The sequence below is a fragment of the Rickettsia helvetica genome (genome assembly GCF_963970025.1).
GTDB lineage: Bacteria > Pseudomonadota > Alphaproteobacteria > Rickettsiales > Rickettsiaceae > Rickettsia > Rickettsia helvetica.
In genome coordinates this window covers 193293-218209 of record NZ_OZ018776.1, presented here as the reverse complement: position 1 = coordinate 218209, position 24917 = coordinate 193293, and the positions used below count along the sequence as shown (strand labels likewise).

The following is a 24917-nucleotide window of genomic DNA, read 5'->3' as shown; positions in this document are numbered from 1 at the left end:
TGAATGCAAGTACCTTTATTAGTTTTTATTACTTCAAGCTGTACAAAAGTAACTTCTGTGCGTCATGTTAGCGGATATAATAAAATATGATCGCTCACAAGGAAATATTAGTTTTACCGATGCAAACGGAAGTATATACGTTCGATATTGGTAATTGCAAAGAACGTAAATATGACTATGAAGATCATTTGGAAGAATTGTTGAAGCAAGAAATTTCTTTAGCAATGCAGAAGAATGGTTTAAGAGTTAAGCTATTGCACAAAAAAGATATTAGAACACAAAAGCTTGATGTGATTTAGTATCTCGTTTCCATAGCTCCTATAATAATGCTTATACTACTTAATATATATGCCTTTATTATGGCCTGAAGAAAAAGCTTTCTCAATTACTCAAAATATAGGTGAGCCTGCTGTAATTTTAGGAGAAAAAACAGGAGCTGATATATTTGTATTACTTAATTATATACAAATGATTAAAACTAACGGAGCTCGTACACGTGACTTTTTAATGAGTGCTTTTGGTTGTTCAGTAAGTAATGCAGATAATATATTTATGTCTATAGGAATAGTAGAAGCCAAAAGCGGTAATGGACTAATGCAACACCCGAATCACCTATAAAATAAATATCTCCTATCTTAGTTTTAATGATAAAAGTTCCCATAATGCTTTATTTTTATCAAATATTCCTCTAGCCGACCCAATGCTGTGCCGGTTCTAAATAAAATTCTACATCGCCTTTAAATTCATCTTCTCAGAAACTTTTTGAATTTAGCTGTATTTCTTGTTCTTGATATGACTCTCCCCCACCCTAAGGTAATAATTTCTGCATCGGTAATATGTTTTTTGATTATTATGTCATTCATTAGCGGTGTAATAATCTTAGGCTTATCTCGTACCCATAAATCTTTAATTGTTCTGATGTCTAAATGGTCATAGTGATTATGGTTTATTAATATAACATCTATTTTAGGTAAATCGATAAAATTAATACCAGGTTTTACCACTCTCTTTGGTCCTGCAAAAGTAAAAGGACTAACCCGCTCCGACCATACCGGATCAGTTAGGATATTTAAACCGTCTATTTGAATTAAAAAGGTTACATGCCCTACATAACTTACCCGTATATAGTCAATTCAGTTGGATTTGCATACAAGGAGCAAAGCCTATAACTAATAGGAGAGCGACGAGCGACAATGTAGGCAAGTCCAAATCAATTGACTATACTCTTTCCGCCTGAAAAATTAGCAGCGTCGTCTTTGTAAGTCCTCGGATGCTCACGTATTTCTGTACGCTCCACTCCTCGGCTTACAGACCGATTACTCTTTTCCAAGTTGATCTTCGTATACCAACTCTGTATTTCACAGAAGTATATATTTTCGTTGCTAGTTATTTTTTATGGTGGAATACCAGTGAAAGTAAACGGCAGTGCTGTTGGCCATTTTAGTCGTTTTGAAGTTATTTTCCATTTTAGAATATCAAGTAAGGTTTTATATTAGGATCAATATTGAAAAACATATTTTTATTTAGATAGACCTTCCTTTCGGTTTATTAGAGCTTTTAACTTGTTCAGCAAAAGATTTTGTCTCTTTAGTTGTCGGTTTATGCATAAATCCTCTAGTTTTTTCTCCTATCAACATGGCTTCTTGAAGTATGTCTTTTGGTAGTTTAGTTATAGATGCCGATATTTCCGGAGTTTGTTTTATTTCTACCATTGTCTTTTTTTCTTTATTTATATCTCTGCCTATTACTTCATCTAGTGGAACATTTTTATAATCGGCAAGAGCAACAATTGCTCCCATATCAGGCATTTTTGTACGACCATCTAGAAAATTTTTCCATGCTGTTTCATGGGTACCTGTTTTTTCACTTAACTTATATGGGGTTATATTGTCTGTTTCTAATATATTCAGTACAAATTTTTTAAAATTATTTCTAATTTCTTCTGGACCATCTTTATTTGTTTCTGATATATCGTTAATCCGATTAAATCTTTCTTTTGACCTTATATCTTCGCTCATTATTTTTTCCTGTAAAATTTACTCCTAAAAATTGAGAGTTAAAATAATTTTTTTAAATGATAAGAATTTATGATTTGTAAGACTTATTTATTAATATATAACTAATAAATAGTAAATAGAAGATAATTATAATGAAAATAATAAATCTAAGCTATTTTAATTAAGTATTGAGGTCTTATATATGAAATTTAAATTAATCTATTTTAACTTTTTTTGTCACAAATTATAAAATTTTTCTGAAATAGAAGCCATGTCTTTTCAAAATCTTATAATTTTAACATAAAATAACTTAAGAGATAAATTAAATTTCAGATACAGAATCTAAGATATTTTAAAAAGATTATATAAATTAAAAATTGTTTTTTCTGCATCTTGATCATTTATTAATAAGGTAATTTTAACTTCTGATAATTGTATCATGTTAACATTTATATTATCTTTCGTTAACTTTGATAATATCGTTTCAAGTAATTTACAATCATTTTTAATCCCATGACCAATAAGAGAGATTGTAGCAATTTCGGTATCAAAAGTAAAATCTTGTATCTGCTTATCATCTTTTAAATTAGTAAGTAAAGTTTGTAAATTATTTTTATCAGTTAAATTTGTAATAAAACTATATTCTGCATTATTTTTTATCTCTTGCATAAACTCAATATGATTATTGTTTTTCATAATCATATTTGCAACTTGCAAAAAACTTAAAGAAATGCTCTTTACAGATATTTTTAATAAATTTTTATTAGAAGTAATGCCGCTAATGATTCCATTCTCCATATTAGATCTCTTTTGAAATTCTACTTCTAGGGGTAATTTGTACGTCGATCCTACCCCCTTATCCTCACGTACTTTTTGTATGCTGTGGTGCTGCGTTTCGTGTCTCCTTCAAATATTTCTCCCTATAAGCGAATTTCAAAAGAGATCTTGTATCTCTTGAAGTAATTAACGTACCTTCTGTATTCGGTGAAAATGTTGAAAGAACACGCATATCTATTTTATACCGCATTACTAACTCTACGGCTCTAGGGTGTAATACTTTTGCTCCACTTGATGCTAGTTCTAACATTTCTAAGAAATCTATTTCTTTTATCTTCTTGGCATTTGGAATAATTCTTGGATCAGCAGTAAATATTCCCTCTATATCGGTATAAATATCACATCTATCGGCTTTCATAGCTGCAGCGATTAAGGCGGCAGTAATATCGGATCCTCCTTTGCCCAAAGTGGTTAACCTATTGGATTTGTTAATTCCTTGAAAACCGGCTATTATAGGGACGGTATTTAACTGTAAATATTTTTCTAGTAAATCTGTAGTAATTGATTCTACTAAAGCTTTACTATGATTATTATCGGTGAGAATCGGTAATTGCCAAGCTAGAAATGATCGTGCCTTTATGTCTTCTTCTTGAAGAGCTAATGCAAGTAATGAAGCAGTGACTATTTCACCACTAGAAAGTGCTACATCATATTCTGCAAATTGAGAAGTGTTATTAAGGCTTGATACTTCATTACACAATGTGACAAGTTGATTAGTAACACCTGCCATAGCCGAAACTACTACAATTACTTGGTTATTTTTAGCTATTTCGGCTTTTATGATAGGAACGATTTTTTTTATTCTATCAATATTCGCAACGGAAGTGCCACCGAACTTTTGAATTATTAAGGCCATAGATTATATAGGAAGCCGTATACTCGGTGAATTTCAAAAATTGGCGTCGTCGCGCCTAGCAAGTTCTGTGGTACTCGCGCATTAGTATACACTCTGTTCCTCGTCTTGCAGACTCCTTGCTCTTTTCGAAATTGACCTTCGTATACCTACTCTTCATTTACTTGAAGTATATCTGCATTGTTGTGTGGCTCGATTTTCCGTTGTCATCCTGCGATCAAGTCGCAGGATCCAGCTTAAAATACTAATAATATTAGTATTTTAAATTGTTTTTATGGATCCCGTGGCTTGACCACGGGGTGACACAGTGGATTGTACCAGTCCATGCGACAATGCCATAAAAAACATTTTTCGTTCCATGTAACACTAGTAGATCAAACCGCAATACTTAAGCACTTGCAATTTCTTTAACATTCACGACTTTATGATTTCGCTTAGTTAAAAATTCTACTCTACCTTCTATCAAAGCAAATATTGTATGATCTCTACCAAGCCCTACATTTGTTCCAGGATGAACTTTTGTGCCGCGTTGCCTAACTATAATATTACCGGGTATTACATATTGTCCATCGGCTTTTTTAACTCCCAGCCTTCGACCGGCCGAGTCTCTTCCGTTCCTAGAACTACCACCGGCTTTTTTGGTTGCCATTTTATAATTCCTTTTAAGTGATTATTATTGTTTGATAATATCTAATATTTTTAATTCTGTCAATTCTTGACGATGACCGGCTTTACGACGATAATTTTTTCTACGTTTTTTCTTGAAAACTATAATTTTATTATCCTTAAGCTGGTTAGTAATTTCAGCCGTAACGACAGCCCCTTTAACTATTGGAGTACCAATGAAAGAAGGCTTTGAGTATTCGCCAATCATTAAAATTTGATCAAACTGAATTTTAGAGCCAAGTTCTCCATCAATTTTTTCGACTTTAATAACACTATTTCTGTCTACTTTATATTGTTTTCCACCTGCTTTTATAACTGCGAACATGAAAACTATCTCTTTAAAAATTTATAAATATTTGTCGTATCATATTATTATATTAGAAATTAGTCAATGATCTTTTTTAATAGCAAATCTATTGTCGAATATCTATTAACACAAATATAATTGCGTATTGAGTTACCGCAGCAAATATTGCGGCTAGCAAATCATCAAGCATAATGCCGATACTGCCCTTAATATTTTTGTCAAACCAATTAATAGGCCAGGGCTTTACTATATCAAAAAATCGGAATAGACAAAAAGGTAATATGAAAAGTAATATAATATTTATTGTTAGCGGACTAAAATATTTAATTAAATGCGATTCATTAGCAAATAAAGCGGAAAAAAATACTAAAACGATAGTTAGCATTTGCCCTACTACTTCATCAATTACCATTTCTTTAGGGTCTTCTGAATTTGTATAATTTAAATATATTTTAGTAAAATAAGTGCCGAGTATTAAGAGTATCAAACATATGCTAAAGCTTATAATAAATATACTGACAAGTTGAGCTTCACCGAGAGTAAGACTTGAGAAAGGAATGATTATTTTGTTATTAACAATAAAATATATTAAGAAGTAAGTTAGAGGGAAAGCAGCAATCGACCCAAAAGTGCCTGGGCAGTATTTTATTTTTCCGATATAAAAAAAAGTAGCAAAAAATTCTGAAAATTGTTTTTTAGTAAACATTTCTTTAATTATTTTATCCTAGATTAGAGCTATAATATCTTATATAATAAAATTTTAACTTATACAGCAAAAATATCATGGGAATGAGCTTTAGCCATTTATTAATAGTTTTATTAATTATTTTTGTATTATTCGGTGCCGGCAAATTACCGCAAGTCATGTCCGATCTTGCTAAAGGTCTTAAAGCTTTTAAAGACGGTATGAAAGACGACGGTAGTGATAATGATAAAAACAAATAATTAACTCGATGTCATTCCTGCGTGGATCGGTTTTTCCGTCATTGCAAGCAGCCGTAGGCTGCGTGGCAATCTTGTCAAATATCCTGAGATTGCTTCGTCAATTACTACGTAATTTCCTCGCAATGACGACTCAGGCATCTACGCAGGCAACGCCCTAATTCCCTGAAACAGTAGAATATATACCATTCTCTTTCCTAATAATATCATATCGTCTCTGAGCTACTCCATCGATGAAATGAATATTACCGGATAAACCTATATAAGGTTGTCTACTGTTCATTCTATTTAAAAACCTTTCAGATGTAAACTCATTGCCTATATAGTTTGCAGTCATACGTCCTAAATCATAAGAAAGAAGATGCATGAAACCCATATGGTTAATACCTAAGTCTTTTGCCCTATCCGGAACATTGCTATTGAGTAAATTTAAAGGACTGGTAAAGCTAATATCGATATTTTCAGGGTAATCGATATCAATACGATTATCACCGATTAAAATAGCTTTTTTATCTAAATTATATTTACGAATACTATCAGCGAGTAGGTTTAAATTTTTTGGATCGTCTGATAGATAAATAACCGGTTTTGTCGTGTCGCTACGTTCATTTATAATATCGGTATTGTCTGAAATATTTCTTGCGGCTTTTGCTATAGATTCAGGATTATCCTCATAGAATTCAGTGCGTGATAATGATGCATTTTTCTGAATCAATATATTTTGCATTACTTGACTAATAGTTTGCGAATACTTCCCTTTAGGTAATAATGCCATAAAATCTTTATGGTCGTTACTTGCGTAATAATTAATGATGCGTATCAGTTGTTTTAAAGGTGCATGACCGAATACAAATAACTTATCTTCTGCAAGAGCCGGATTATTTGACATAGTTATTATAATAATATCATTAGCTTTTGCTTTTTCGGCTATTAGAGAAGTAAAGTTAGAATATAGAGGACCTAAAATAATCTTAGTTTTACGTGCTACTATTTTATCCATAGCAGCTAAAACGTTTTTTTCGTCTGAACCGTCGTAAGAAGTAACATGTATGTAAGATTTGATCCCGTCGTTAAGTCCCATTTTAATTAAATCTTTATATTGTTTCCCGACGATACTATCAGGACCCTGATTTGGCATTAAAATTGCAATCTCAATTTCTTTTTGTTCTTTTTGAGGAAAACTTATAGGTTCTTCTTTAGGAGTTTGACAGGACGTTAAATATATCAAGCAAAAAAATGATAGAACGATTCGTAGTTTATGTTTTATACTAGCCATAATGTTACTTAAAATTTAAAAATTATGATTTTAAAACCAGGGTTATATATTGTTTCAACACCGATCGGTAATTTTGAAGATATAACGCTTCGTGCTATATCGACTCTAAAAAACTCAGATATTATTTTATGTGAAGATACTAGAATATCACAAAAATTGCTAGCAAAACATGACATTCATACAAAATTACAAATTTATAATGATCATAGTGACGAGAAAGATAGAGAAAATATTATAAGTTTAATAAAATCGGGCAATATAGTAAGTTTAATTTCTGATGCAGGGACTCCTTTAATTTCCGATCCTGGCTATAAGTTAGTTAGAGATATACGCGATCTTAATTGTCATATAGACGTAGTACCAGGGGTATCTGCACCGGTTACTGCCCTAACTTTATCAGCTCTTCCTACTGATCGATTTTTATTTCACGGGTTTTTACCTAAAACGATAGAAAGTAAAAAAAAGATTTTTTCTGAACTAGTAAATCTTAAGGTTACTTTGATTTTCTTTGAAACAGCCCCTCGCTTGATAAACACCTTATCGGTAGCTAAAGAAATACTAGGAAATCGAGAAATATGCGTAGCTCGTGAGTTAACTAAACTGTATCAAGAAATAAAAACAGGGGATATAGATGAAATAATAAAGTTTTATCAAAATAATATTTTAAAAGGTGAGATAGTATTATTGATTTCAAGGAATATACAAGAAAGAGAAGAAAGATTAGAACTTGATTTAAAAGAATTTATAGAATTTTGTTTAAATAGAAATTTAAGTAGTAAAACCACTACCGAACTTGCTTATGAGAAATTTAAAAATGTTTATAGTAAGAAAGAGATATATAAATTGGTGAATGAGAGTAAGTAGAGTAACTTGCTTACGTTATTGTTGCGTGGACCGGTTTTCTATTGTCATCCCGCGAGCTTATAGCGGCATCCAGTTAAAAATACTAACATTGTTAATAGTTTTAGTTGTTTTTATGGATACCGTGGTCAAGCCACGGTATGACACCGAGTGCGTTTTTCGATCCATACAACAACGCCCCGTTTTCGCGGGAATGACATTATACGGCAAGTATATTAATGACAACAGCAACCTTTTTTAGGTTTATTTTTTTCTGCTGAATCCTCAAGTTTTTTACCTGCTGCCTGCACATCTTGACCAGCTCCTTGCATTGTATTACAAGCACTTGTTAAGAAAGCTACAGCTACTAATATAGAAGTTATAAGTGCTGAACGCATAAATTTTACCTTTATCAAATTGAGCTTAGATATTATGAATTAAGTAAAAAATTGTCAACTTGAAAATAATATACTCGATCAACTTCAAAAATTGGCGTTGTCGTTCTATAAGAGCTGTGGTGCTCACGTATTAATATACGCTCCGCTCCTCGCCTTATGAACTCCTAGCTCTTTTTGAAGTTGATCTTCGTATACCTGTTTCATTTACTGTGAGTATATATAATCTAATACTCACAATACTCTTTAATAGGACAAATATCGCAATCGGGTTTTCTAGCTTTGCATATATATCTGCCGTGTAATATTAGCCAGTGATGGGCATGCATTAGCCATTTCTCATCGATAATTTGCAGTAGCTCCGTTTCAACTATTTTAGGACTACTACCTTTAGCAAGCCCTATTCTTTTAGCTACTCTAAATACATGTGTATCAACTGCCATTGTGGGCATGCCGAATAAGCAATTTAGTACAACATTAGCGGTTTTTCTTCCGACGCCAGGCAGTTTAACTAATTCCTTAAAATCATTTGGTACTGAAGCTTGATAATTGCTTATCAATATTTTACATAATGCGATAATATTTTTTGCTTTGCTGTTAAATAGTCCTATAGATTTTATATATTTTTTAAGTTCTTCTTCACCGAGTCCTAGAATTTTTTCTGGTGTATCATAAGTTTCAAATAAAGATTTAGTCGCTAAATTTACTGATATATCGGTGGCTTGAGCAGATAATATTACCGCTACTAATAAGGTAAAATCATTCTTATATATTAATTCGGTTTTCGGATGTGGATTATTCTTGCTAAAAATCTCAAAAATTTTATTAACTATTTGTGCTTGCATATATTGTTATAGAAAGTGTATTTTAGAAGATAAATTATTGAGTCTTAAAATGCTAGAAAATAAAAATTTTGAATTTATAGAAAATGAAATAAAAAATAATAAAGTGGTATTGTTCATGAAAGGTACTAAAGAGTCGCCTGCATGCGGATTTTCAGGAACTGTAGTAGCTATCTTGAATAAATTAGGTGTAGAATTTCGTGATATCAATGTGCTTTTTGATGCTGAATTACGTGAAGATTTAAAAAAGTTTAGCGACTGGCCAACATTCCCGCAATTATACATTAATGGGGAATTAGTAGGCGGTTGTGATATTACTAAAGAGTTATACCAAAGCGGCGAACTTGAGAAGATGTTGAAGAATTGATGTCATTCTTAACGTCATTGCGAGGAAAGGCGAAGCCTTGACGTGGCAATCTCATGAAGCAGTACTAAATTCCTGAGATTGCCGCACTCGCTTTGCTCGTTCACAATGATGGAAAAACAGCAAATTTATGAAAAAACATGATTAAACATTTAGAATACCCCGAAGTAGAAAGTAAAGAGCAGCCGGCAAAGAAGCTAGTAGTATTACTGCACGGTGTCGGTTCGGATGGTCACGATTTAATAGGGTTAGTCCCTTACATTAAGAATGATTTACCCAATTGTCATTTTATTTCCCCGCATGGAATCCAGCCTTACGATATGGCACCGTACGGTAGGCAATGGTTTAGTTTACAAGATCGTAACCCGCATATTATGGCAAAGCTAATTGCGAATAATATTTCTAAACTTGAGGATATAATAAAACAAAAACAAGAAGAATTAAATCTAACTAACAAAGATACTATCATTATTGGCTTTTCTCAAGGTACAGTGATTGGTCTATATTTAACTCTGATTCAGCAAGAGCCATTTTTTTGTACTATAGGTTTTTCGGGTGCATTAATTCCACCTATGGAAGTTAATAATAAACTTACTCCTATATGCTTGATCCATGGGGAATTAGATGAGGTGTTCGGTGTTAGCGAGATGTATAATGCTTCAAATTATTTATCTAAGCTTCATATAGATCCTAGAGGACATAAATTAACGTCTCTTGCTCATTCAATAGACGGACGGGGGCTTGAGATTGCGATTAATTTTATAAATAACTGTCATTGCGAGCAGCCGTAGGCTGCGTGGCAATCTCAGGATTTTGGCATGAGATTGCTTCGTCAAAATTTTCAATTTTTCCTCGCAATGACGATTAGATATCCACACAACAAAACCAAACCATATGAGGATAAATGAATATTTTTAATAATAATTTACACGAAACGGATAAAGAAATTGATGAAATAATAAAGCATGAAAAGCTACGTCAAAGTAGCGTAATCGAGCTTATTGCTTCAGAAAATTTTGTAAGTCCTGCTGTGCTTGAAGCTCAGGGGTCGATTCTGACTAATAAATATGCGGAAGGGTATTCAGGCAAGCGATTCTATAACGGTTGTGAGGAAGTCGATAAAGCTGAAAACTTAGCTATAGAGCGAGCAAAAAAATTATTTAATTGCAAATACGCAAACGTGCAACCTCATTCAGGCTCACAAGCAAACCAAGCCGTGTATCTTGCTTTATTACAGCCTGGTGATACAATTCTTGGTATGTCTTTAGATAGCGGCGGACATCTAACGCACGGTGCAGCCCCTAATATGTCCGGTAAATGGTTTAACGCCGTTTCTTATAGCGTAAATAAAGAGACTTATTTAATCGATTATGATGAAATTGAGAGGCTAGTAGTTTTACATAAGCCAAAATTACTTATAGCCGGTTTTTCTGCCTATCCTCGTAATATTGATTTTGCAAAATTTAGAGAAATTGCGGATAAAGTTGGAGCGTATTTCATGGCAGATATTGCTCATATTGCAGGACTTGTTGCCACAGGTGAGCATCAAAGCCCTATTCCTTACGCTCATATTATTACCTCTACCACTCACAAAACGCTTAGAGGACCAAGGGGCGGTTTAATCTTATCTAACGATGAAGAGATGGGCAAAAAGATAAATTCTGCATTATTTCCAGGACTACAAGGTGGTCCGTTAATGCATGTAATCGCTGCAAAAGCCGTAGCTTTTTTAGAAAACCTGCAGCCTGAATATAAAAGTTATATTCAGCAGATAATAAGTAACGCTAAAGCTTTAGCAAGTAGCTTGCAAGAAAGAGGATATGATATATTAACAGGTGGTATTGATAATCATATTGTTTTAGTGGATTTGCGTAAAGACGGGATTACTGGAAAGCTTGCTGCTAATTCTTTAGATAGAGCAGGTATTACTTGCAATAAAAATGCTATTCCGTTTGATGAAACTTCGCCTTTTATCACTTCAGGTATTCGCCTTGGTACTCCCGCATGCACTACTAGAGGCTTTAAAGAAAAGGATTTTGTATTAGTCGGTCATATGGTAGCAGATATTTTAGACGGCTTAAAAAATAATGAAGATAATAGCGAGTTTGAGCAGAAAGTATTAAATGAAGTGACAAAATTAATTAAATTATTTCCGTTTTATGACTAATTTAAACAAACGACCTGATTGGATAAAAGTAAAAGCTCCTAATTCTGCAGAGTACTATAATACAAAAGATTTAATAAAGAATCTGAGATTAAATACTGTGTGCGAGGAAGCTGCTTGTCCTAATATCGGTGAATGCTGGTCAAAAAGACATGCAACCGTGATGATTTTAGGTTCAGTTTGTACTAGAGCTTGTAGGTTTTGTAATGTCAAAACGGGTAGACCGGATTTACTTGATCCGCATGAGCCGCAAAGGTTAGCGGAGGCGATACAAAAGCTAAATCTTAAGCATGTAGTAATTACTTCCGTCGATCGTGATGATCTTGAGGACGGCGGAGCTTCGCATTTTGCACAGTGTATTAGCGAAATCCGCAAATCATCACCAAATACTACTATCGAGATTCTAACACCCGATTTTTTAAGAAAAGAAGGAGCAGCTGAAATAATAGCAAATGCAAAACCTGACGTTTTTAACCATAATGTCGAAACAGTACCGTCTTTATACAAAACGATTAGACCTGGAGCTAGATATTATAACTCTTTAAGCTTACTTCATAATATCAAAAAATTATCTCCTGAAATTTTTACAAAATCCGGTATGATGGTAGGGTTTGGGGAGGAAATAAGTGAAGTAATACAAGTTATGGATGATTTAAGAGAAGCAAAGGTTGATTTTCTAACTATTGGGCAGTATCTACAACCTACCAGAGATCATGCTGAGGTCGCAAAATATGTTACTCCGGAAGAGTTTAAATATCTAGAGCGAGTAGCAAAAACAAAAGGATTCTTAATGGTTTCGGCAAGCCCGCTAACCCGTTCTTCATACCATGCCGATGAGGATTTTCAAAAATTAAAAGAGAATTACCGGCAGCGTCATTGCGAGGAGATGCATAGCATCGACGTGGCAATCTCTAAAGCAAGTAGTACAGGATTCCTGAGATTGCCACGCTCCTTTTAGTCGCTCGCAATGACGAAAAAACCAAACCATGCAACAAAGCTTAAAAAATAAGAAAATGATAAACATAGAAATTGTAAGAAATTATAATAAATGGCGTGAGCATAAGCAGATAAATAAGACTTTGATCAAAAAAATTGTTCAAAATGTTTTATTGCGATTTGATAATTTTAGTAAAATAAAACAATTTGAATTATCAATTTTACTAACAAATACTGCAGAAATATTGACCTTAAACAAACAATTTCGTAATATAGAAAAAGCTACTAACGTTCTTTCTTTTCCAAGCAACGAATTAAGTTGGCAGGATTTATATTCTAAACTTGAATTTTTAGGTGACTCTGATTATATGCATTTAGGTGATATAGCATTTTGTTATGAGGTAATATATAATGAATCGTGTGAGCAACAAAAAACTTTTGAGAATCATTTTATTCATCTTTTAATACATAGTATTTTACACTTAATCGGGTTTGATCATCAAAATGACACAGAAGCAAATATTATGGAAAATCTAGAAATTGAAATATTATCATGTTTCGGTATTTCTTCCCCTTATTAACTAAATAAAAAAATTTATGTTAAAATCTTCAAAAAAAGAAGATTCTAGTAAAAAAAATCAAAATAATAAGTTAATTTTTACTGTACGAAAATTATTCTCTCCGATAAAAAATTTTTTTAGAAAAACAAAAACGCCCGATAATTTTTTTGGTGTCATAAAACGCCTTAAAATTAATAGCCAAAAAATGACTTTAGACGAGCATAATATTTTAGCTAATTTATTGAAGCTAGAAGATAAAACTATTGAAGATATAATGGTACCGCGTTCCGATATTACGGCAATAAGATTAACTACGAATCTAGAAGAATTAAGTGAGTCTATTAAGTTAGAAGTCCCACATACACGAACTCTTATATATGACGGTACTTTGGACAATGTAGTAGGGTTCATTCATATCAAGGATTTATTTAAAGCATTGGCTACAAAGCAAAATGGTCGTTTAAAAAAGCTTATACGTAAGCATATAATTGCAGCTCCTTCTATGAAATTATTAGATTTGCTAGCAAAAATGCGTCGTGAGAGAACGCATATTGCAATAGTTGTTGATGAGTATGGCGGTACTGACGGTTTAGTTACTATTGAAGATCTTATAGAAGAAATAGTAGGACGAATTGATGATGAGCATGATCAGCAATTAGATAGCGATAATTTCAAGGTTATTGATAACTCAACAATTATTTCAAATGCACGTGTTGAAGTAGAAGTGCTTGAAGAAATAATAGGAGAAAAGCTAAAAAATGATGATGATGAGTTTGATACGATAGGTGGATTAGTATTGACTAGAGTTGGTAGTGTTCCGGCTATCGGTACTAGAATAGATATTTCAGAAAATATTGAAATTGAAGTTACGGATGCAACTCCTCGTTCTTTAAAACAAGTCAAAATTAGACTAAAAAACGGTTTGAATAGTGATAAAATTTGATCTTAAATGATATGAACTTACAGGTAGCCTCTTAGAAGTACTTATCCTCTAAATTCATTAAAAATATTTTATTATTATATTTCAGTATTATATTCTACTTCCCCGATTAGTCCTTCTTGAGTATCTGTTTCCATATAATAATTATAACAGGCTTCTCCTACTTTAATCGCAGCCAATGTTCCCCATTATGCCGGCAGCACATGCCATAGCAATTTTCAAAGGTGGATCAATTACTACTACATAAATTCCAACAGCACATGCTCCTACTACTGCAAGCTTACCACACCAAGGGTTTGTATTACCGTTTACTATACATTGATTATTTCTTTAAGCATAAATATAAGTTTATTAATTAATATTAAATCTTAGAAGCATAATATATAACTAAACATTAATCAATTGTCAATAATAATTACCATGAAACATGGTAAAATATGACATTATTTTCATTTGACTTAGCAGAGAAATTTGAGTTAAATATCGAAGCTCAATACATAAAAAATTATCGTTATGAATGAATTACATATTAAACTACTAAATTACAGTAGTACATACCCTGAAGAAATTGTTACAAAAACAAAAATGCTTGAATTTTTAAATGAATATGAAAACCCTTTTAGCCGAGATTTACAAATAGGATATTTCACTGCTTCGGCTTTTTTACTTAATAATGATAAAACTAAATTTTTATTGATGCACCATAAAAAGCTTGATAAGTGGCTTCAACCAGGCGGTCATTGTGATGGAGATAGTAATATATTAAATGTAGCAGTTAAAGAAGCTATGGAAGGAATCCGGAATTAATGAGATCAAAACTATAAATAAGGAGATTTTTGATATAGACACCCATTATATTCCGCAAACTCATAAGGAGCCTGCTCATTATCACTATGATGTACGATTTTTACTAAAAACAGTAAATAATGATAATTTTATAAAAAATAACGAATCGAATGAACTTAAATGGTTTAACTTTTCTGATTATTCAAAATTAGATATTGAGCTAGAATGTTCCGTTACTAGAATGATAGAAAAGTTTATAAAAGGTTCTATGTATCATATCGTGGCTTGACCACGATATCTAGTAAAATAACTTAAAGTACTAATAATTTTAGTATTATAGATTGGATCCCGCGATCAAGTCGCGGGATGACAATAGAAAATCGATCCACACAACAATGCCCGCTCGCAATGGCGGCTTGGGATCCACGCGGGCAATGTCGATATCATTATGCTATTTTTTGATATTCAAAATATATTTTTCTTACTGTATAAATCCATGCTAAGCATACGAAAGTAAATACTACCATTAGAATGGGTGAGATTGAGGTAAAAGTAGCGGTTGGAACTAAAGTAAAAATAATAGATTGCACAAGACCGCTAGAGGATTTGCCGACTTTTGCACTTATCACGTCAACCGCAGCTTTGCCTTTGGTTTTAAGCTCCTCATCAAGAGGGATATATAACATTTCTCTTGAAGTATCCCATATAGAATATTTAGTACCTTTAGCTAAAATATTTTGAATACCGCCGATTGAAACGGCAAGAGCAAGAGGTGACATTAAAATTGCTCCATCAAATAATGATAAAATTTGTTGATCAAATACGATAAGTGTAAAGAACAAAATGCCGGTCACCATTATTATAATCGGTGAAATTACCGCAGCAACAAACCAATTATGCATACGCATAACGTTATTACCGATGATGGTCATAACCATTATTGTGACACCGGTCCATAATATGTATAAGCTATTAAATTCAGCATAAGTATTAACTGTTGGGTATAACTCTTTTATTTTTGCTTTCCATACAGCTTCAACTAAGTTCATTGATAAGCCGAAAGCTGCTGAACAAATTAAAAGTAACCATAGATATTTTGATTTTGCAATATACTTCAAACTCTTAATTAATCCCATACGTTCTGTAGTTGATCTGCTGCTTTTTGCTTTAGCGTAAAATAACGGGTTAGTGAAAACGTGCTTGCTAATAAACCTAACTAACAAACAACAAATAATAGCAATAATCGCCACAATTGTCGTGGATACTTGAACTAAAGTGATTTTACTATCCGAAATACTCATAAACTTCTTAATAATAGTATTTTCCGATGATAGATTCATCATTAAAAAGCCGACTAATATTAAAGAAGAGTTGCCGAATAGCGAAAAGAGAGTATAAAATCTTTTTGCTTCTTCGGTACTAGTAAGTTCATTAGCAAACTGCCAAAATAATAATACGTAAAAAATATTAGGCCAAAGCTCGGCAAAACTATAATATACTATATAACCCCAATTACCTACTAATGAGATATACCACTTAAAATGAGGATAGCGTTCCATCCATCCAGCTAGATTATCAGGATGTACATGAAAAATATGAATATTAGGATAGATTACAAAGGCAAATAAAACAAAAAAACTGATGAAAAATGCACTTAAATAATAAAAGATCTTTTCAAAAGTAAGGTGATTAATCATTTTAGCATAAATAATCACGAATAAAGCAGCGGCAGGCGTAACACAATAAACTTTAGCAAAACCTGCTATTTCTGCACTAATCTCGGAGATTAAAATACTATCTTTTAAGATTCGTAAAACATTTTGATTAAATAAAATACAAAACATTAAGGCACTCATCGGAATAAACTTTCCGAGTTCATAATTATGCACAGGCCAAAATGCCGCTCTGAATTTGCTTTTAAACGATCGTGATGAGGTACTTAGCATTATAAATCCCTAAGGACAAAAAAAAAACTTAAGCACTTCAAGATTTTATGAAAAGATATTTCCCCTAAAACTTTAGAGCCTATATACTGTTATTACATTCTAAAGGTGCTGAACTTATACAATATTATTTAGCCTTTTGTCAAGAATTACTAATATAAGATTAGATACTCTCAATGCTAGATAGTAATAAACTACAGGAATATTTTGACCTTTATAATAATTATACAAAGACACCTAATTTAGGTAATAAATATTTAAAATCCGGTAAAATGGTAATGCAAACAAAGCATTATAGGGTGTTGTATTACTCGGCGTCATCCCGTGGACAAGCCACGGGATCCAGTAAAAATAAATTAAAAATGGATTCCCGCTTTCGCGGGAATGACAAAGGGGGAGCCGGGAATGACATAGAAAGAAGTTAGGATGACATCAAAACTTTCCTAATCATCCCCCCTATCTTCAACTCACCGGAAATATTTTTTTTAGCTTGTGACAAAAGTTTTATTGAAAATTTGAGAAGTTACGGTGAAGTTTATTTAATAGATTGGCTAGAGATTGAGGAACCTAAATATTTACTAGACGACTATGTGCATAAAATAATTGAAGTAATAGATAGTTTGAAAATTAAAGAAATTAATTTAATAGGACATTGTATTGGCGGTAACCTTGCGATAGCTACAAAGGTACTTATGCCTAAATTTATAAAAACTCTAACTAGTTACTTACCTGCCCGTGGGATTTTTCTCATTTTTTCTATATAAGAATGTTGCATCGATATTTAAAACTAGATAGTGGCATAGAAAATTTACCGATAATTCCTAAAATTCATATTCAAATTTTATTTTTTCTTTTATTCTCTGATTATTTCAATGCTAAATTAAAAAAAATTTTCTCTATAACTTCCGATAAGGAGTAAGAATTAGCATTTAGAATAGAGAATTGGCTTATGTCAGGTAATAATATATCTAAGGAGGTTTATAATCAAATCATACAAAATATATTAGATGAAAATATGTTTATAAATCTTAGATGGAAAATCGATAATTTTATTATTGATCCGAGTTTAATTCATTGTCCTGTATATATAGTAGCAGCAGAAGATGATCAAATAGTGCCTAAATCTTCCATTTTACCTTTGCAAAAATTATTAAAAAACTCTAAGCTTATAAATGTAACAGACGGACATATTAGTTATTTGATAAATGATAAATTATTTAAGGAGTATAAATTCTTGACACCGCTGAATAAATATTAATATCGTCATTGCGAGCAGGTATTGTTGCGTGGATCGATTCCCACTGTCACCCCCCCCGTGATCAAGTCACGGGGTCCAGCTTAAAATACTAATAATTATTAGTATTTTAAATTGTTTTTTTGGATACCGTGGTCAAGCCATGGTATGATACTGAACTTGTTTTTCGATCCATGCGAAAAAGCTTTTTGTGCTTGTTAAATTTTTATATTTTATTTAAGCAGTATATACCATGACAAAACCAGTTTATATAACTCATGCGAAAAGGACTGCTTTCGGCTCGTTTATGGGCAGCCTTAGTACAACACCTGCCTATGCTTGCTGCGCATTTAATAAAGGATATGTTGTAAAATAGTAAAATCGATCCTGCTTTAGTAAATGAAGTAATACTTGGACAAGTGATAACAGGCGGTAGTGGGCAGAATCCGGCAAGACAAACTCTGATTCATGCAGGAATACCGCAAGAAGTGCCGGGCCTATACGATTAATAAAGTATGCGGCTCAGGTCTTAAAAGCATAGCACTTGCAGCAAATTCAATTATGACCGGGGATAATGAAATAGTTATAGCAGGTGGGCAGGAGAATATGTCGCTCGGTATGCACGGTAGCTATATCAGAGCAGGAGCTAAATTCGGCGATATTAAAATGGTTGATCTAATGCAGTATGACGGGTTAATCGATGTATTTTCAGGAGTATTTATGGGTATTACTGCTGAAAATATCTCGAAACAGTTTAATATTAGCAGACAAGAGCAAGACGAATTTGCCTTAAGCTCTCATAAAAAAGCAGCTAAAGCACAGCTAGCAGGAGTTCTTAAAGATGAAATCTTACCTATCGAAGTAACGATTAAAAAAACTACTAGTTTGTTTGATCATGATGAAACAGTAAGGCCTGATACAAGCCTTGAAATTCTGAGTAAATTCGTCCTGCTTTTGATAAAAATGGTGTAGTTACGGCGGGTAATGCTTCCTCTATTAATGACGGTGTGGCATATGTCTTATGGTAGTTTCCGAAGAAGCTTTGAAAAAGCATAATTTAACGCCGCTAGCTCGTATTGTTTCTTATGCTTCAGCCAGTGTTGATCCAAGCATTATGGGTACTGCCCCTGTTCCTGCCTCCAAAAAAGCTTTAAGTAAAGCAGGTTGGAGCGTTAATGATTTGGAAGTTATCGAGGTTAATGAGGCGTTTGCTGCCCAAAGTATTTATGTAAACCGTGAAATGAAATGGGATATGGATAAGGTTAACGTTAACGGTGGAGCAATAGCAATCGGTCATCCGATCGGGGCAAGCGGCGGACGTGTTCTTATTACTTTAATACACAGCTTGCGAAGAGTTAAAGCTAAAAAAGGCTTAGTTACTTTATGTATCGGTGGCGGTATGGGTATGGCTATGTGCGTTGAAGCGGTTTAAATATACATTTGACTATATAGGCATTAATTGCTTTATTTGCTAAAGAAGAAGGTTGTATTTATCTGAATTAACTACAGTTCATTGTAATATATATCGGATCTAATATCTCTACAACCTAATAATGCATCATTACAATGTGTTATTGTATTTATAAACTCATGAAAGATAGAAAAATTAGAGAATGCCTCCGGTTCATAACTCTCCCAATAATTTTCTGCTGCTTCTATATTATTACAAACACGCTTTAGCTTTTGACCAAAATATTTAGGAATATTCCCTAAATTTTTTGCCCAACTCCATACCATACAATAGTTAGGATTAGAATCAGTAGGATCTATAAGAGGAGTTAGTTTAAAATGCTTCAATAAATTAGAAAAGTTATCTATGAGTTTATGAGATGCTAACGGCTTCATCGGGTACGTAATTCTCATCATCAAATTTATGAAATATTTTTAATCTTTTTAGGCATATAGGTATCTCTTTTGCAAGTTCCATATAACGAGAAGATGGACATTGTGTTATAAAAGGTAAAAGTTTGATTGCTTTTAAGCCATTCCTGGTCATTATTTATTATTTGTGCATCTTCGGATATGCATCGTTACCATCAATTAAACAAGAGAATATATAACTTAAGGCAGCTAGTTGTATGCTTGGTGACTAGTTTATAGGATTCCAAGAAGACCAAATGCTAGACACTGTATATTTAATAATTTCCTTATTATTGTGCATTTATTATATCCTATTTGGGTTAAGGAAATATATTAAATGAATTTATAAAAGATAATAAAGTTTTATTAAAAATCATTAATAATCTGGTAATAATTGTGTTCATTATACACATCTTTATATGCTATAAATAGTAACATTAAAAAGTTGTTTACTTCTGCTAGTTTCATACTTAGGATATTTCTATTTTAAGTGTAAACTTCTTTTTATGTACAATCAATCTGATGAACAAATTAAATCTATTTTAGATGTATGGAGAGCTATTGAACACTTAACTCCCTTCAAGAATGAAAATTTGCAACAATATTTTGAAGCTGTAGAAGAATATAAAGAAAAGAAATTATTAGATGAAAAATTCAGCCATAAATTAAAGGATGAAGAAGCACTTTTTTTATTGAGGGATAAACCATTTGAAGAATTTGATAAAAAAGACCTTGATATAGATCTAAATGAAAATGACATAGCGGTCTATTGGAATATTTATTTAGGATACTTGAAATGGTCAGAAGCCGAAAATTGATTTTTTAAAAAAATTAGTAACCTAACACAAATCAATACAGAAATTTTACAAGATCACGTAAATCAAGATACTGCAACCATTACTCCTATTGCTGCATTAACTATTAATGAAAATATGATTTATGAAAAAGACTCAATGGTTATTTCCACGGCTGCATATGCTTTAGGCGAAATTACCAAAGATGATTTTTGTGAAGATGATCTTACAACATTAATTAATTTCGATGACATAGATAATAGCTTAATACGTGAATCACTTAGTTACGGTAAAGTTATAAACGAAGGGTAAGTACAACTAGATTTAGAGATAATCAATTGTATTATTGATTTTTTAGTTGCATCATTAAAGATTAAGTCAAAATATTTAATTGATCGTTCTGAAATTTGTGTAAGAAGAGTTATTGCATCAAAAAAGAAAAAGCCGGAAGAGAACAAAGCAAAAGAGAGCGAAGAAAATGATAATGAAACAAAGGCAGATGAAGTAAATAATGTAGAAAATACTAGTTCTTCATTATCGGCACCGTCTTTAGAAATGTTTAATAGTTTTTTTCTTAAGCCTCTAAATTCGCTTAGAAAAAATGTAAAAAATATTACTAAAGATTCAGCAATTTCTAAATATTTAGGATTAGAAAGCAAACCAAATTCTATAGATATTTTAGAGGACTTAGAAGCTTTTAAACGCTTACTGCAACCAAAAGAAATGCAACTTAGCCGTTGGCCTTCTTCACCGAAAAATACTTTAGCTGCTTTGCAAGCAGCAGCAATTAACTCAATATTACCTTCATCAGAAAAGCTTTTTGCCGTTAACGGCCCGCCTGGTACCGGTAAAACCACTTTAATGTTTGATATAATCGCAAACCTTTATATGTTGAACGTGCTTTAAAAATATCACAATTAAACCATCCTCCGGATGGTTTTGATAAACAAAATCATGTACACGAACAACAAAATTCAAATAAAAAACCCTTTAAGCATAATATAAAGACTTTAAAAACGGAATTACAAAATTATAGTATTGTTATCACTTCTTTTACAATAATTCCGTTGAAAATATTTCTAAAGAGTTACCGCTTAAGACTAAAATAGATCCCGTTTACCAAAATGAATTAGATTTTTTCAGTCGACTTTTAACCAATAAAGATAGCTGGGGTATATTTTCAGCAGTGCTTGGAAATTCTAAAAATAGGAAAAAGTTTATTGAACGGTTTTGGGATATTAGAAATGAGAAGGATAATAATAAATCCAAAACTTTCACGATGCGTCAATATTTAAATAAGGATCATACTCCTGTAAACTATAAACCTGAATATTGTAAATCACCTTCAGACCTAAAAAATAAATGGGTTCAGGAATGTCAAGAATTTAAAGAATTACATAAAAAAATTACTGGTATCTATGATGCTATCGATATAGTGATTACTCAAAATCAGGCAAAAAAATATTTTGAATACACATAAGATTATAATTAATGATGAAGAATTTACAGATGTAATTTCTAAGTTAAACCGTATACTAAAAAATATTGATTTGGAATTAGAAAAAAGAAACTTTAAAGGATTTAACTCCGAATTATCTGAAAAAATTCATAAATTCTTTAATACAAAAAAATATCAATATTTCATAGAAAGAGAAAATAAGTTAAAAGCTTCAAGGGAAATAATGAAGTTGCAAGATATTTTACATATACTAGTAAAACCTACCGAGCTTTTGAAAGAATATGGCTTTGACGTTAAAAATTTTGAAGATGACCATTTTTGGCAAATTTGGGAGGAACAAAGTAATAGACTGCATAAAACCCCCCTTATTTTAACGAAAAGTTTGAGCAACTTAGATCAGAACTATTTATTAAAGCTACCAAAATACATGAAGTTTTTATAAATGCGAATGCTGATATTTTTTGGTGTAGTTTGAATTTATTTGCAACTATTTTAACTACATCGTCTATGGATATAGATCGTAAAATTTGGCAAACAGTTTGGCAAAACTTTTTTATGGTTGTACCGGTAGTATCAACTACTTTCCATTCTTTCGATAATATGTTTAAGTATTTCAATCATAATAATATTTCTTGGCTTATTATTGATGAAGCCGGACAAGCACAACCACAATATGCTGCCAGTGCTATATATAAATCAAAGAATGTTGTAGTAGTAGGCGACCCGATGCAAACTCAGCCTGTTTCTACACTTAAACAAAAATTAATTGAAAAACTATGTGAAAATTTAGCGTTTCATTTCCGGATTGGTCGCCTTCCAAAGTTTCCATGCAGCATTTAGCCGATCGTAACTCTTTGTATCAAACTAAATATAATAAAACTCTAGTTGGTTTTCCTTTACTAGTCCATAGAAGGTGTCAAAATCTGTAATTAGTGATATTTTGGGTAATTCACGATGGATAAATGTTGCAGATAATAATAGCAAAAAAGGTAAACATGAGTCTAAGGCAGAATTTGACGTATTATATCAATTACTTAAATCTATTTTAAATAAACCTAATTCAAAGGAGTTATTAGAGCAGATTTATGTAATCACTATGTATAAAAGTTTTAAACTTTATATTCACAAAAATATAAAATATTAAATTTAACTAAAGATCAAAAATTACCGAAATATATAAAAGATTTTTGTGATAGAAATATCGGTACTATTCACGCTTTTCAGGGGAAAGAAGCAGATACGGTTATTATGTTGCTTGGAGCTCAACGACCTAGAGATGTCGGGACTAGAACCATCATGACCGAAAAACCAAACATCTTAAACGTCGGTATTAGTAGAGCTAAAAATAACCTTTATATTATCGGGAATGCCGAGATGTGGCTAAAGCATAAACATATGAAAGAAATCTATAATATGCTTGGTGATAAAGATTATACTTAGATAGAACTGCAAGAATTGGCTAACTGTCCAGATCTGGCGGAGAGAGAGGGATTCGAACCCTCGATACGGCATGACCCATATAACGGTTTAGCAAACCGCCGCCTTCGGCCACTCGGCCATCTCTCCGGTTATGGCTTAACTTTATATCATCTAAATTATAAAATTTCTAGAATTATTTTAGAATTTTTATTACTGATTTAAATATTATTCATAATCATGGCTCGGTAGTTTTGAAGAAACTTCACCTATAGGAAGCATATCATTATAACACCAAAAAATAGGTAATCCTTTCCAAGGTTCTAAATAATCAATAAAATATTTTACAACTTCAGGCTTTGTCGTATTTTTACAAATATTGAAAAGTTGTGTGGTTATATGACAAATAGAATCCGTGTTATCTTTATATCTATCTGTCACATATTTTAAAATTTCAATTCGTTTTTCTAAATCGAGAGAGATAGAATTTAAGATTAATAATTTTACTATTTTAAGCTTTATTGCATTATTACAAATATTAAAAAGCCGAGTTATATGATAAGAATCAGTATTGCCTTTATATTTATCCATCACATAGGTTATGGTTTTAGTTTGCTTTTCTAAATCAAGAGAGATGAAGTCTGAAAGTAATGATTTTACAAAATCATCATTATCACTACAAATGCTAAATAGTATTTCTGAATGTTCTTCGCTAAGATTATCAAATAATTTCTGATATTTAACTAAAAATCTATTCCAAGTTATTGCTTCAATATTGACAAAACTCTTATAGTCTTTTGGTTGGCATTCGGGATTATATTTTTGTAACGGTACTAAAAAGTTGAGGTTATCTAAATTTTGATGAAAATTTTGTAGTTCTTCAAAATGTGCAGCCATAAAAATGATCGTATACTGAGTAATAGCAGAATCTACAAAATAAAATTGATAAATAAATTTGATGATATTTGATATATCTGCTACTAACTCTCGCTGTCTAGTTTTCTAATATCACCTATATATTTTAACTCTTCATCCGTGTGATCTACATATTTAATATTTAAATCTTCAAAGGTAATAACTTTACCTTTGGCTATTTTATCTATTATTGTATAGTTTGTAATTGTATGTTCTTCATAGTTAGCAATAATATAAATTTCCGGATTATATATATCTTTGAAATTATTTCGTAGCATATTTTTTACTGCTTTTACCGTATTTTGATTTAGATAATCAAGCTCTAATATATGAATGTTGGTAAGTAGTAAACTTGCATGATCTATTTTATTAAAAGGAGCAACATACCATGGATATTCCCCTTCTTTAATGCATCCTTTTTAATAAGAGCAATTTTTCTATAACATTCTTCTCTTAAAAATGTATTATTACCGTCTAATAAAGCTAAATTTTTCAGCTCTGTTATTCTGTCATTTAAATAGCTTCGCCAATCACTAGTTAATAATTCTAGCAATTGCTTAAAAAAACTAAAACTAATTTTCATATAATAAT

Annotated in this window: 32 protein-coding genes, 1 tRNA gene and 5 pseudogenes; 21 read left to right on the top strand and 17 right to left on the bottom strand. The window is 31.9% G+C overall.

Going from position 1 to position 24917, the window contains the following annotated elements:
• Positions 1 to 86 precede the first annotated feature (86 nt).
• A complete protein-coding gene (locus AB1146_RS01445) occupies positions 87 to 299 on the top strand; it encodes a hypothetical protein (protein ID WP_232203657.1) in 213 nt (70 codons plus the stop codon).
• A gap of 49 nt (positions 300 to 348) precedes the next feature.
• On the top strand, positions 349 to 618 hold the full coding sequence (locus AB1146_RS01440; protein ID WP_232203658.1) for a hypothetical protein: 270 nt from the start codon (positions 349 to 351) through the stop codon (positions 616 to 618).
• Positions 619 to 743: 125 nt separating this feature from the next.
• Here the strand turns inward: AB1146_RS01440 and AB1146_RS01435 are convergent, their stop codons facing one another.
• The gene (locus AB1146_RS01435; protein WP_232203696.1) at positions 744 to 1067 is read right to left on the bottom strand and encodes an MBL fold metallo-hydrolase; all 324 of its coding nucleotides are present in this window, start codon (positions 1065 to 1067) and stop codon (positions 744 to 746) included.
• An 83-nt stretch (positions 1068 to 1150) separates the two neighbouring features.
• On the opposite strand from AB1146_RS01435, the pseudogene AB1146_RS01430 reads away from it, so the two are divergent.
• Positions 1151 to 1222, top strand: a pseudogene (locus AB1146_RS01430) (palindromic element RPE2 domain-containing protein); the annotation flags it as partial.
• Positions 1223 to 1523: 301 nt separating this feature from the next.
• On the opposite strand, the gene AB1146_RS01420 reads toward AB1146_RS01430, so the two are convergent.
• The 5 genes and pseudogenes from AB1146_RS01420 to AB1146_RS01395 form a co-directional block, all read right to left on the bottom strand.
• Complete coding sequence (locus tag AB1146_RS01420; RefSeq protein WP_010421296.1) at positions 1524 to 2018, bottom strand: helix-turn-helix domain-containing protein; 495 nt, start codon at positions 2016 to 2018, stop codon at positions 1524 to 1526.
• Positions 2019 to 2339: 321 nt separating this feature from the next.
• A pseudogene (locus AB1146_RS01415) lies at positions 2340 to 3690 on the bottom strand (aspartate kinase).
• Between the two features lie 385 nt (positions 3691 to 4075).
• A complete protein-coding gene (rpmA, locus tag AB1146_RS01405) occupies positions 4076 to 4336 on the bottom strand; it encodes a 50S ribosomal protein L27 (protein WP_010421299.1) in 261 nt (86 codons plus the stop codon).
• 24 nt (positions 4337 to 4360) lie between these two features.
• Positions 4361 to 4678: a 50S ribosomal protein L21 gene (rplU, locus tag AB1146_RS01400; protein ID WP_010421302.1), complete on the bottom strand. Its 318-nt coding sequence runs from the start codon at positions 4676 to 4678 to the stop codon at positions 4361 to 4363.
• 88 nt (positions 4679 to 4766) lie between these two features.
• Positions 4767 to 5366, bottom strand: a complete 600-nt coding sequence (locus AB1146_RS01395; protein WP_010421305.1) for a phosphatidylglycerophosphatase A — start codon at positions 5364 to 5366, stop codon at positions 4767 to 4769.
• A 77-nt stretch (positions 5367 to 5443) separates the two neighbouring features.
• Between AB1146_RS01395 and AB1146_RS01390 the strand changes: the two genes are divergently transcribed.
• Positions 5444 to 5605, top strand: a complete 162-nt coding sequence (locus tag AB1146_RS01390; protein WP_004997483.1) for a Sec-independent protein translocase subunit TatA — start codon at positions 5444 to 5446, stop codon at positions 5603 to 5605.
• A gap of 154 nt (positions 5606 to 5759) precedes the next feature.
• On the opposite strand, the gene AB1146_RS01385 is transcribed toward AB1146_RS01390, so the two are convergent.
• Positions 5760 to 6878 (bottom strand): penicillin-binding protein activator, encoded by a 1119-nt coding sequence (locus AB1146_RS01385; protein WP_010421350.1) that lies wholly within the window; start codon positions 6876 to 6878, stop codon positions 5760 to 5762.
• A gap of 24 nt (positions 6879 to 6902) precedes the next feature.
• On the opposite strand from AB1146_RS01385, the gene rsmI reads away from it, so the two are divergent.
• Complete coding sequence (gene rsmI / locus AB1146_RS01380; RefSeq protein WP_010421353.1) at positions 6903 to 7742, top strand: 16S rRNA (cytidine(1402)-2'-O)-methyltransferase; 840 nt, start codon at positions 6903 to 6905, stop codon at positions 7740 to 7742.
• 212 nt (positions 7743 to 7954) lie between these two features.
• Here the strand turns inward: rsmI and AB1146_RS01375 are convergent, their stop codons facing one another.
• Together AB1146_RS01375 and nth are read right to left on the bottom strand one after the other, a co-directional pair.
• The gene (locus AB1146_RS01375; RefSeq protein ID WP_010421354.1) at positions 7955 to 8116 is read right to left on the bottom strand and encodes an entericidin A/B family lipoprotein; all 162 of its coding nucleotides are present in this window, start codon (positions 8114 to 8116) and stop codon (positions 7955 to 7957) included.
• Positions 8117 to 8340: 224 nt separating this feature from the next.
• On the bottom strand, positions 8341 to 8958 hold the full coding sequence (nth, locus tag AB1146_RS01370) for an endonuclease III (RefSeq protein ID WP_010421357.1): 618 nt from the start codon (positions 8956 to 8958) through the stop codon (positions 8341 to 8343).
• 49 nt (positions 8959 to 9007) lie between these two features.
• On the opposite strand from nth, the gene grxD reads away from it, so the two are divergent.
• From grxD to AB1146_RS01330, 7 genes and pseudogenes are all read left to right on the top strand, one after another.
• Positions 9008 to 9322 (top strand): Grx4 family monothiol glutaredoxin, encoded by a 315-nt coding sequence (gene grxD, locus AB1146_RS01365; RefSeq protein ID WP_029374744.1) that lies wholly within the window; start codon positions 9008 to 9010, stop codon positions 9320 to 9322.
• A gap of 137 nt (positions 9323 to 9459) precedes the next feature.
• Positions 9460 to 10110: a hydrolase gene (locus AB1146_RS01360; protein WP_010421361.1), complete on the top strand. Its 651-nt coding sequence runs from the start codon at positions 9460 to 9462 to the stop codon at positions 10108 to 10110.
• Between the two features lie 113 nt (positions 10111 to 10223).
• The gene (gene glyA, locus AB1146_RS01350; RefSeq protein ID WP_010421364.1) at positions 10224 to 11486 is read left to right on the top strand and encodes a serine hydroxymethyltransferase; all 1263 of its coding nucleotides are present in this window, start codon (positions 10224 to 10226) and stop codon (positions 11484 to 11486) included.
• Positions 11479 to 12441 carry a lipoyl synthase gene (gene lipA / locus AB1146_RS01345; protein WP_010421366.1) on the top strand — a complete coding sequence of 321 codons (963 nt, stop codon included), beginning with the start codon at positions 11479 to 11481 and terminating at the stop codon, positions 12439 to 12441. The genes glyA and lipA overlap by 8 nt, the downstream gene beginning before the upstream one ends.
• A gap of 55 nt (positions 12442 to 12496) precedes the next feature.
• Positions 12497 to 13000, top strand: a complete 504-nt coding sequence (gene ybeY / locus AB1146_RS01340) for an rRNA maturation RNase YbeY (protein WP_010421369.1) — start codon at positions 12497 to 12499, stop codon at positions 12998 to 13000.
• 16 nt (positions 13001 to 13016) lie between these two features.
• Positions 13017 to 13922, top strand: a complete 906-nt coding sequence (tlyC, locus tag AB1146_RS01335) for a hemolysin C (RefSeq protein ID WP_010421372.1) — start codon at positions 13017 to 13019, stop codon at positions 13920 to 13922.
• 693 nt (positions 13923 to 14615) lie between these two features.
• A pseudogene (locus AB1146_RS01330) lies at positions 14616 to 14994 on the top strand (NUDIX hydrolase).
• 157 nt (positions 14995 to 15151) lie between these two features.
• Here AB1146_RS01330 and tlc5 read toward each other — a convergent pair.
• Positions 15152 to 16651 carry a GTP/GDP exchange transporter Tlc5 gene (gene tlc5, locus AB1146_RS01325; protein WP_010421381.1) on the bottom strand — a complete coding sequence of 500 codons (1500 nt, stop codon included), beginning with the start codon at positions 16649 to 16651 and terminating at the stop codon, positions 15152 to 15154.
• Positions 16652 to 16824: 173 nt separating this feature from the next.
• Here tlc5 and AB1146_RS01315 point away from each other — a divergent pair.
• Together AB1146_RS01315 and AB1146_RS01310 are read left to right on the top strand one after the other, a co-directional pair.
• Positions 16825 to 17906: pseudogene (locus AB1146_RS01315) on the top strand (alpha/beta fold hydrolase).
• A gap of 229 nt (positions 17907 to 18135) precedes the next feature.
• Positions 18136 to 19314: pseudogene (locus AB1146_RS01310) on the top strand (acetyl-CoA C-acetyltransferase).
• Between the two features lie 71 nt (positions 19315 to 19385).
• On the opposite strand, the gene AB1146_RS01305 reads toward AB1146_RS01310, so the two are convergent.
• Both AB1146_RS01305 and AB1146_RS01300 read right to left on the bottom strand, forming a co-directional pair.
• Complete coding sequence (locus tag AB1146_RS01305; protein WP_010421390.1) at positions 19386 to 19727, bottom strand: hypothetical protein; 342 nt, start codon at positions 19725 to 19727, stop codon at positions 19386 to 19388.
• Positions 19705 to 19878, bottom strand: coding sequence for a hypothetical protein (locus AB1146_RS01300; RefSeq protein ID WP_232203659.1), 174 nt, complete (start codon positions 19876 to 19878; stop codon positions 19705 to 19707). Before AB1146_RS01300 ends, AB1146_RS01305 begins: the two co-directional genes overlap by 23 nt.
• A gap of 370 nt (positions 19879 to 20248) precedes the next feature.
• Here AB1146_RS01300 and AB1146_RS01295 point away from each other — a divergent pair, with 370 nt between their 5' ends.
• Together AB1146_RS01295 and AB1146_RS01290 are read left to right on the top strand one after the other, a co-directional pair.
• Complete coding sequence (locus AB1146_RS01295) at positions 20249 to 20560, top strand: hypothetical protein (protein ID WP_051125494.1); 312 nt, start codon at positions 20249 to 20251, stop codon at positions 20558 to 20560.
• A gap of 114 nt (positions 20561 to 20674) precedes the next feature.
• On the top strand, positions 20675 to 20848 hold the full coding sequence (locus tag AB1146_RS01290) for a hypothetical protein (protein ID WP_198005290.1): 174 nt from the start codon (positions 20675 to 20677) through the stop codon (positions 20846 to 20848).
• Here the strand turns inward: AB1146_RS01290 and AB1146_RS01285 are convergent.
• Positions 20821 to 21393 (bottom strand): hypothetical protein, encoded by a 573-nt coding sequence (locus tag AB1146_RS01285; protein WP_029374745.1) that lies wholly within the window; start codon positions 21391 to 21393, stop codon positions 20821 to 20823. The two genes, AB1146_RS01290 and AB1146_RS01285, sit on opposite strands and share 28 nt — an antisense overlap.
• 329 nt (positions 21394 to 21722) lie before the next feature.
• Between AB1146_RS01285 and AB1146_RS01280 the strand changes: the two genes are divergently transcribed.
• From AB1146_RS01280 to AB1146_RS01260, 5 genes are all read left to right on the top strand, one after another.
• Entirely contained in the window at positions 21723 to 22016 is a 294-nt protein-coding gene (locus tag AB1146_RS01280) for a hypothetical protein (protein WP_029374746.1), read from the top strand.
• A complete protein-coding gene (locus AB1146_RS01275) occupies positions 22003 to 22437 on the top strand; it encodes a hypothetical protein (RefSeq protein ID WP_010421393.1) in 435 nt (144 codons plus the stop codon). Before AB1146_RS01280 ends, AB1146_RS01275 begins: the two co-directional genes overlap by 14 nt.
• 29 nt (positions 22438 to 22466) lie before the next feature.
• On the top strand, positions 22467 to 22835 hold the full coding sequence (locus AB1146_RS01270) for an AAA domain-containing protein (RefSeq protein WP_232203660.1): 369 nt from the start codon (positions 22467 to 22469) through the stop codon (positions 22833 to 22835).
• 73 nt (positions 22836 to 22908) lie between these two features.
• Positions 22909 to 23139, top strand: a complete 231-nt coding sequence (locus AB1146_RS01265) for a hypothetical protein (protein WP_040611274.1) — start codon at positions 22909 to 22911, stop codon at positions 23137 to 23139.
• On the top strand, positions 23133 to 23435 hold the full coding sequence (locus AB1146_RS01260; RefSeq protein ID WP_051125496.1) for an AAA domain-containing protein: 303 nt from the start codon (positions 23133 to 23135) through the stop codon (positions 23433 to 23435). The genes AB1146_RS01265 and AB1146_RS01260 overlap by 7 nt, the downstream gene beginning before the upstream one ends.
• 34 nt (positions 23436 to 23469) lie before the next feature.
• Here the strand turns inward: AB1146_RS01260 and AB1146_RS01255 are convergent.
• The 4 genes from AB1146_RS01255 to AB1146_RS01240 all read right to left on the bottom strand — a co-directional run bounded on the left by AB1146_RS01255 (position 23470) and on the right by AB1146_RS01240 (position 24909).
• Positions 23470 to 23561: transfer RNA gene (locus AB1146_RS01255), tRNA-Ser, on the bottom strand.
• Between the two features lie 78 nt (positions 23562 to 23639).
• Complete coding sequence (locus tag AB1146_RS01250; protein WP_010421396.1) at positions 23640 to 24308, bottom strand: hypothetical protein; 669 nt, start codon at positions 24306 to 24308, stop codon at positions 23640 to 23642.
• Between the two features lie 83 nt (positions 24309 to 24391).
• Positions 24392 to 24604 (bottom strand): hypothetical protein, encoded by a 213-nt coding sequence (locus AB1146_RS01245; protein WP_010421399.1) that lies wholly within the window; start codon positions 24602 to 24604, stop codon positions 24392 to 24394.
• A gap of 83 nt (positions 24605 to 24687) precedes the next feature.
• On the bottom strand, positions 24688 to 24909 hold the full coding sequence (locus tag AB1146_RS01240; RefSeq protein ID WP_010421402.1) for a hypothetical protein: 222 nt from the start codon (positions 24907 to 24909) through the stop codon (positions 24688 to 24690).
• Between the last annotated feature and the right edge of the window lie 8 nt (positions 24910 to 24917).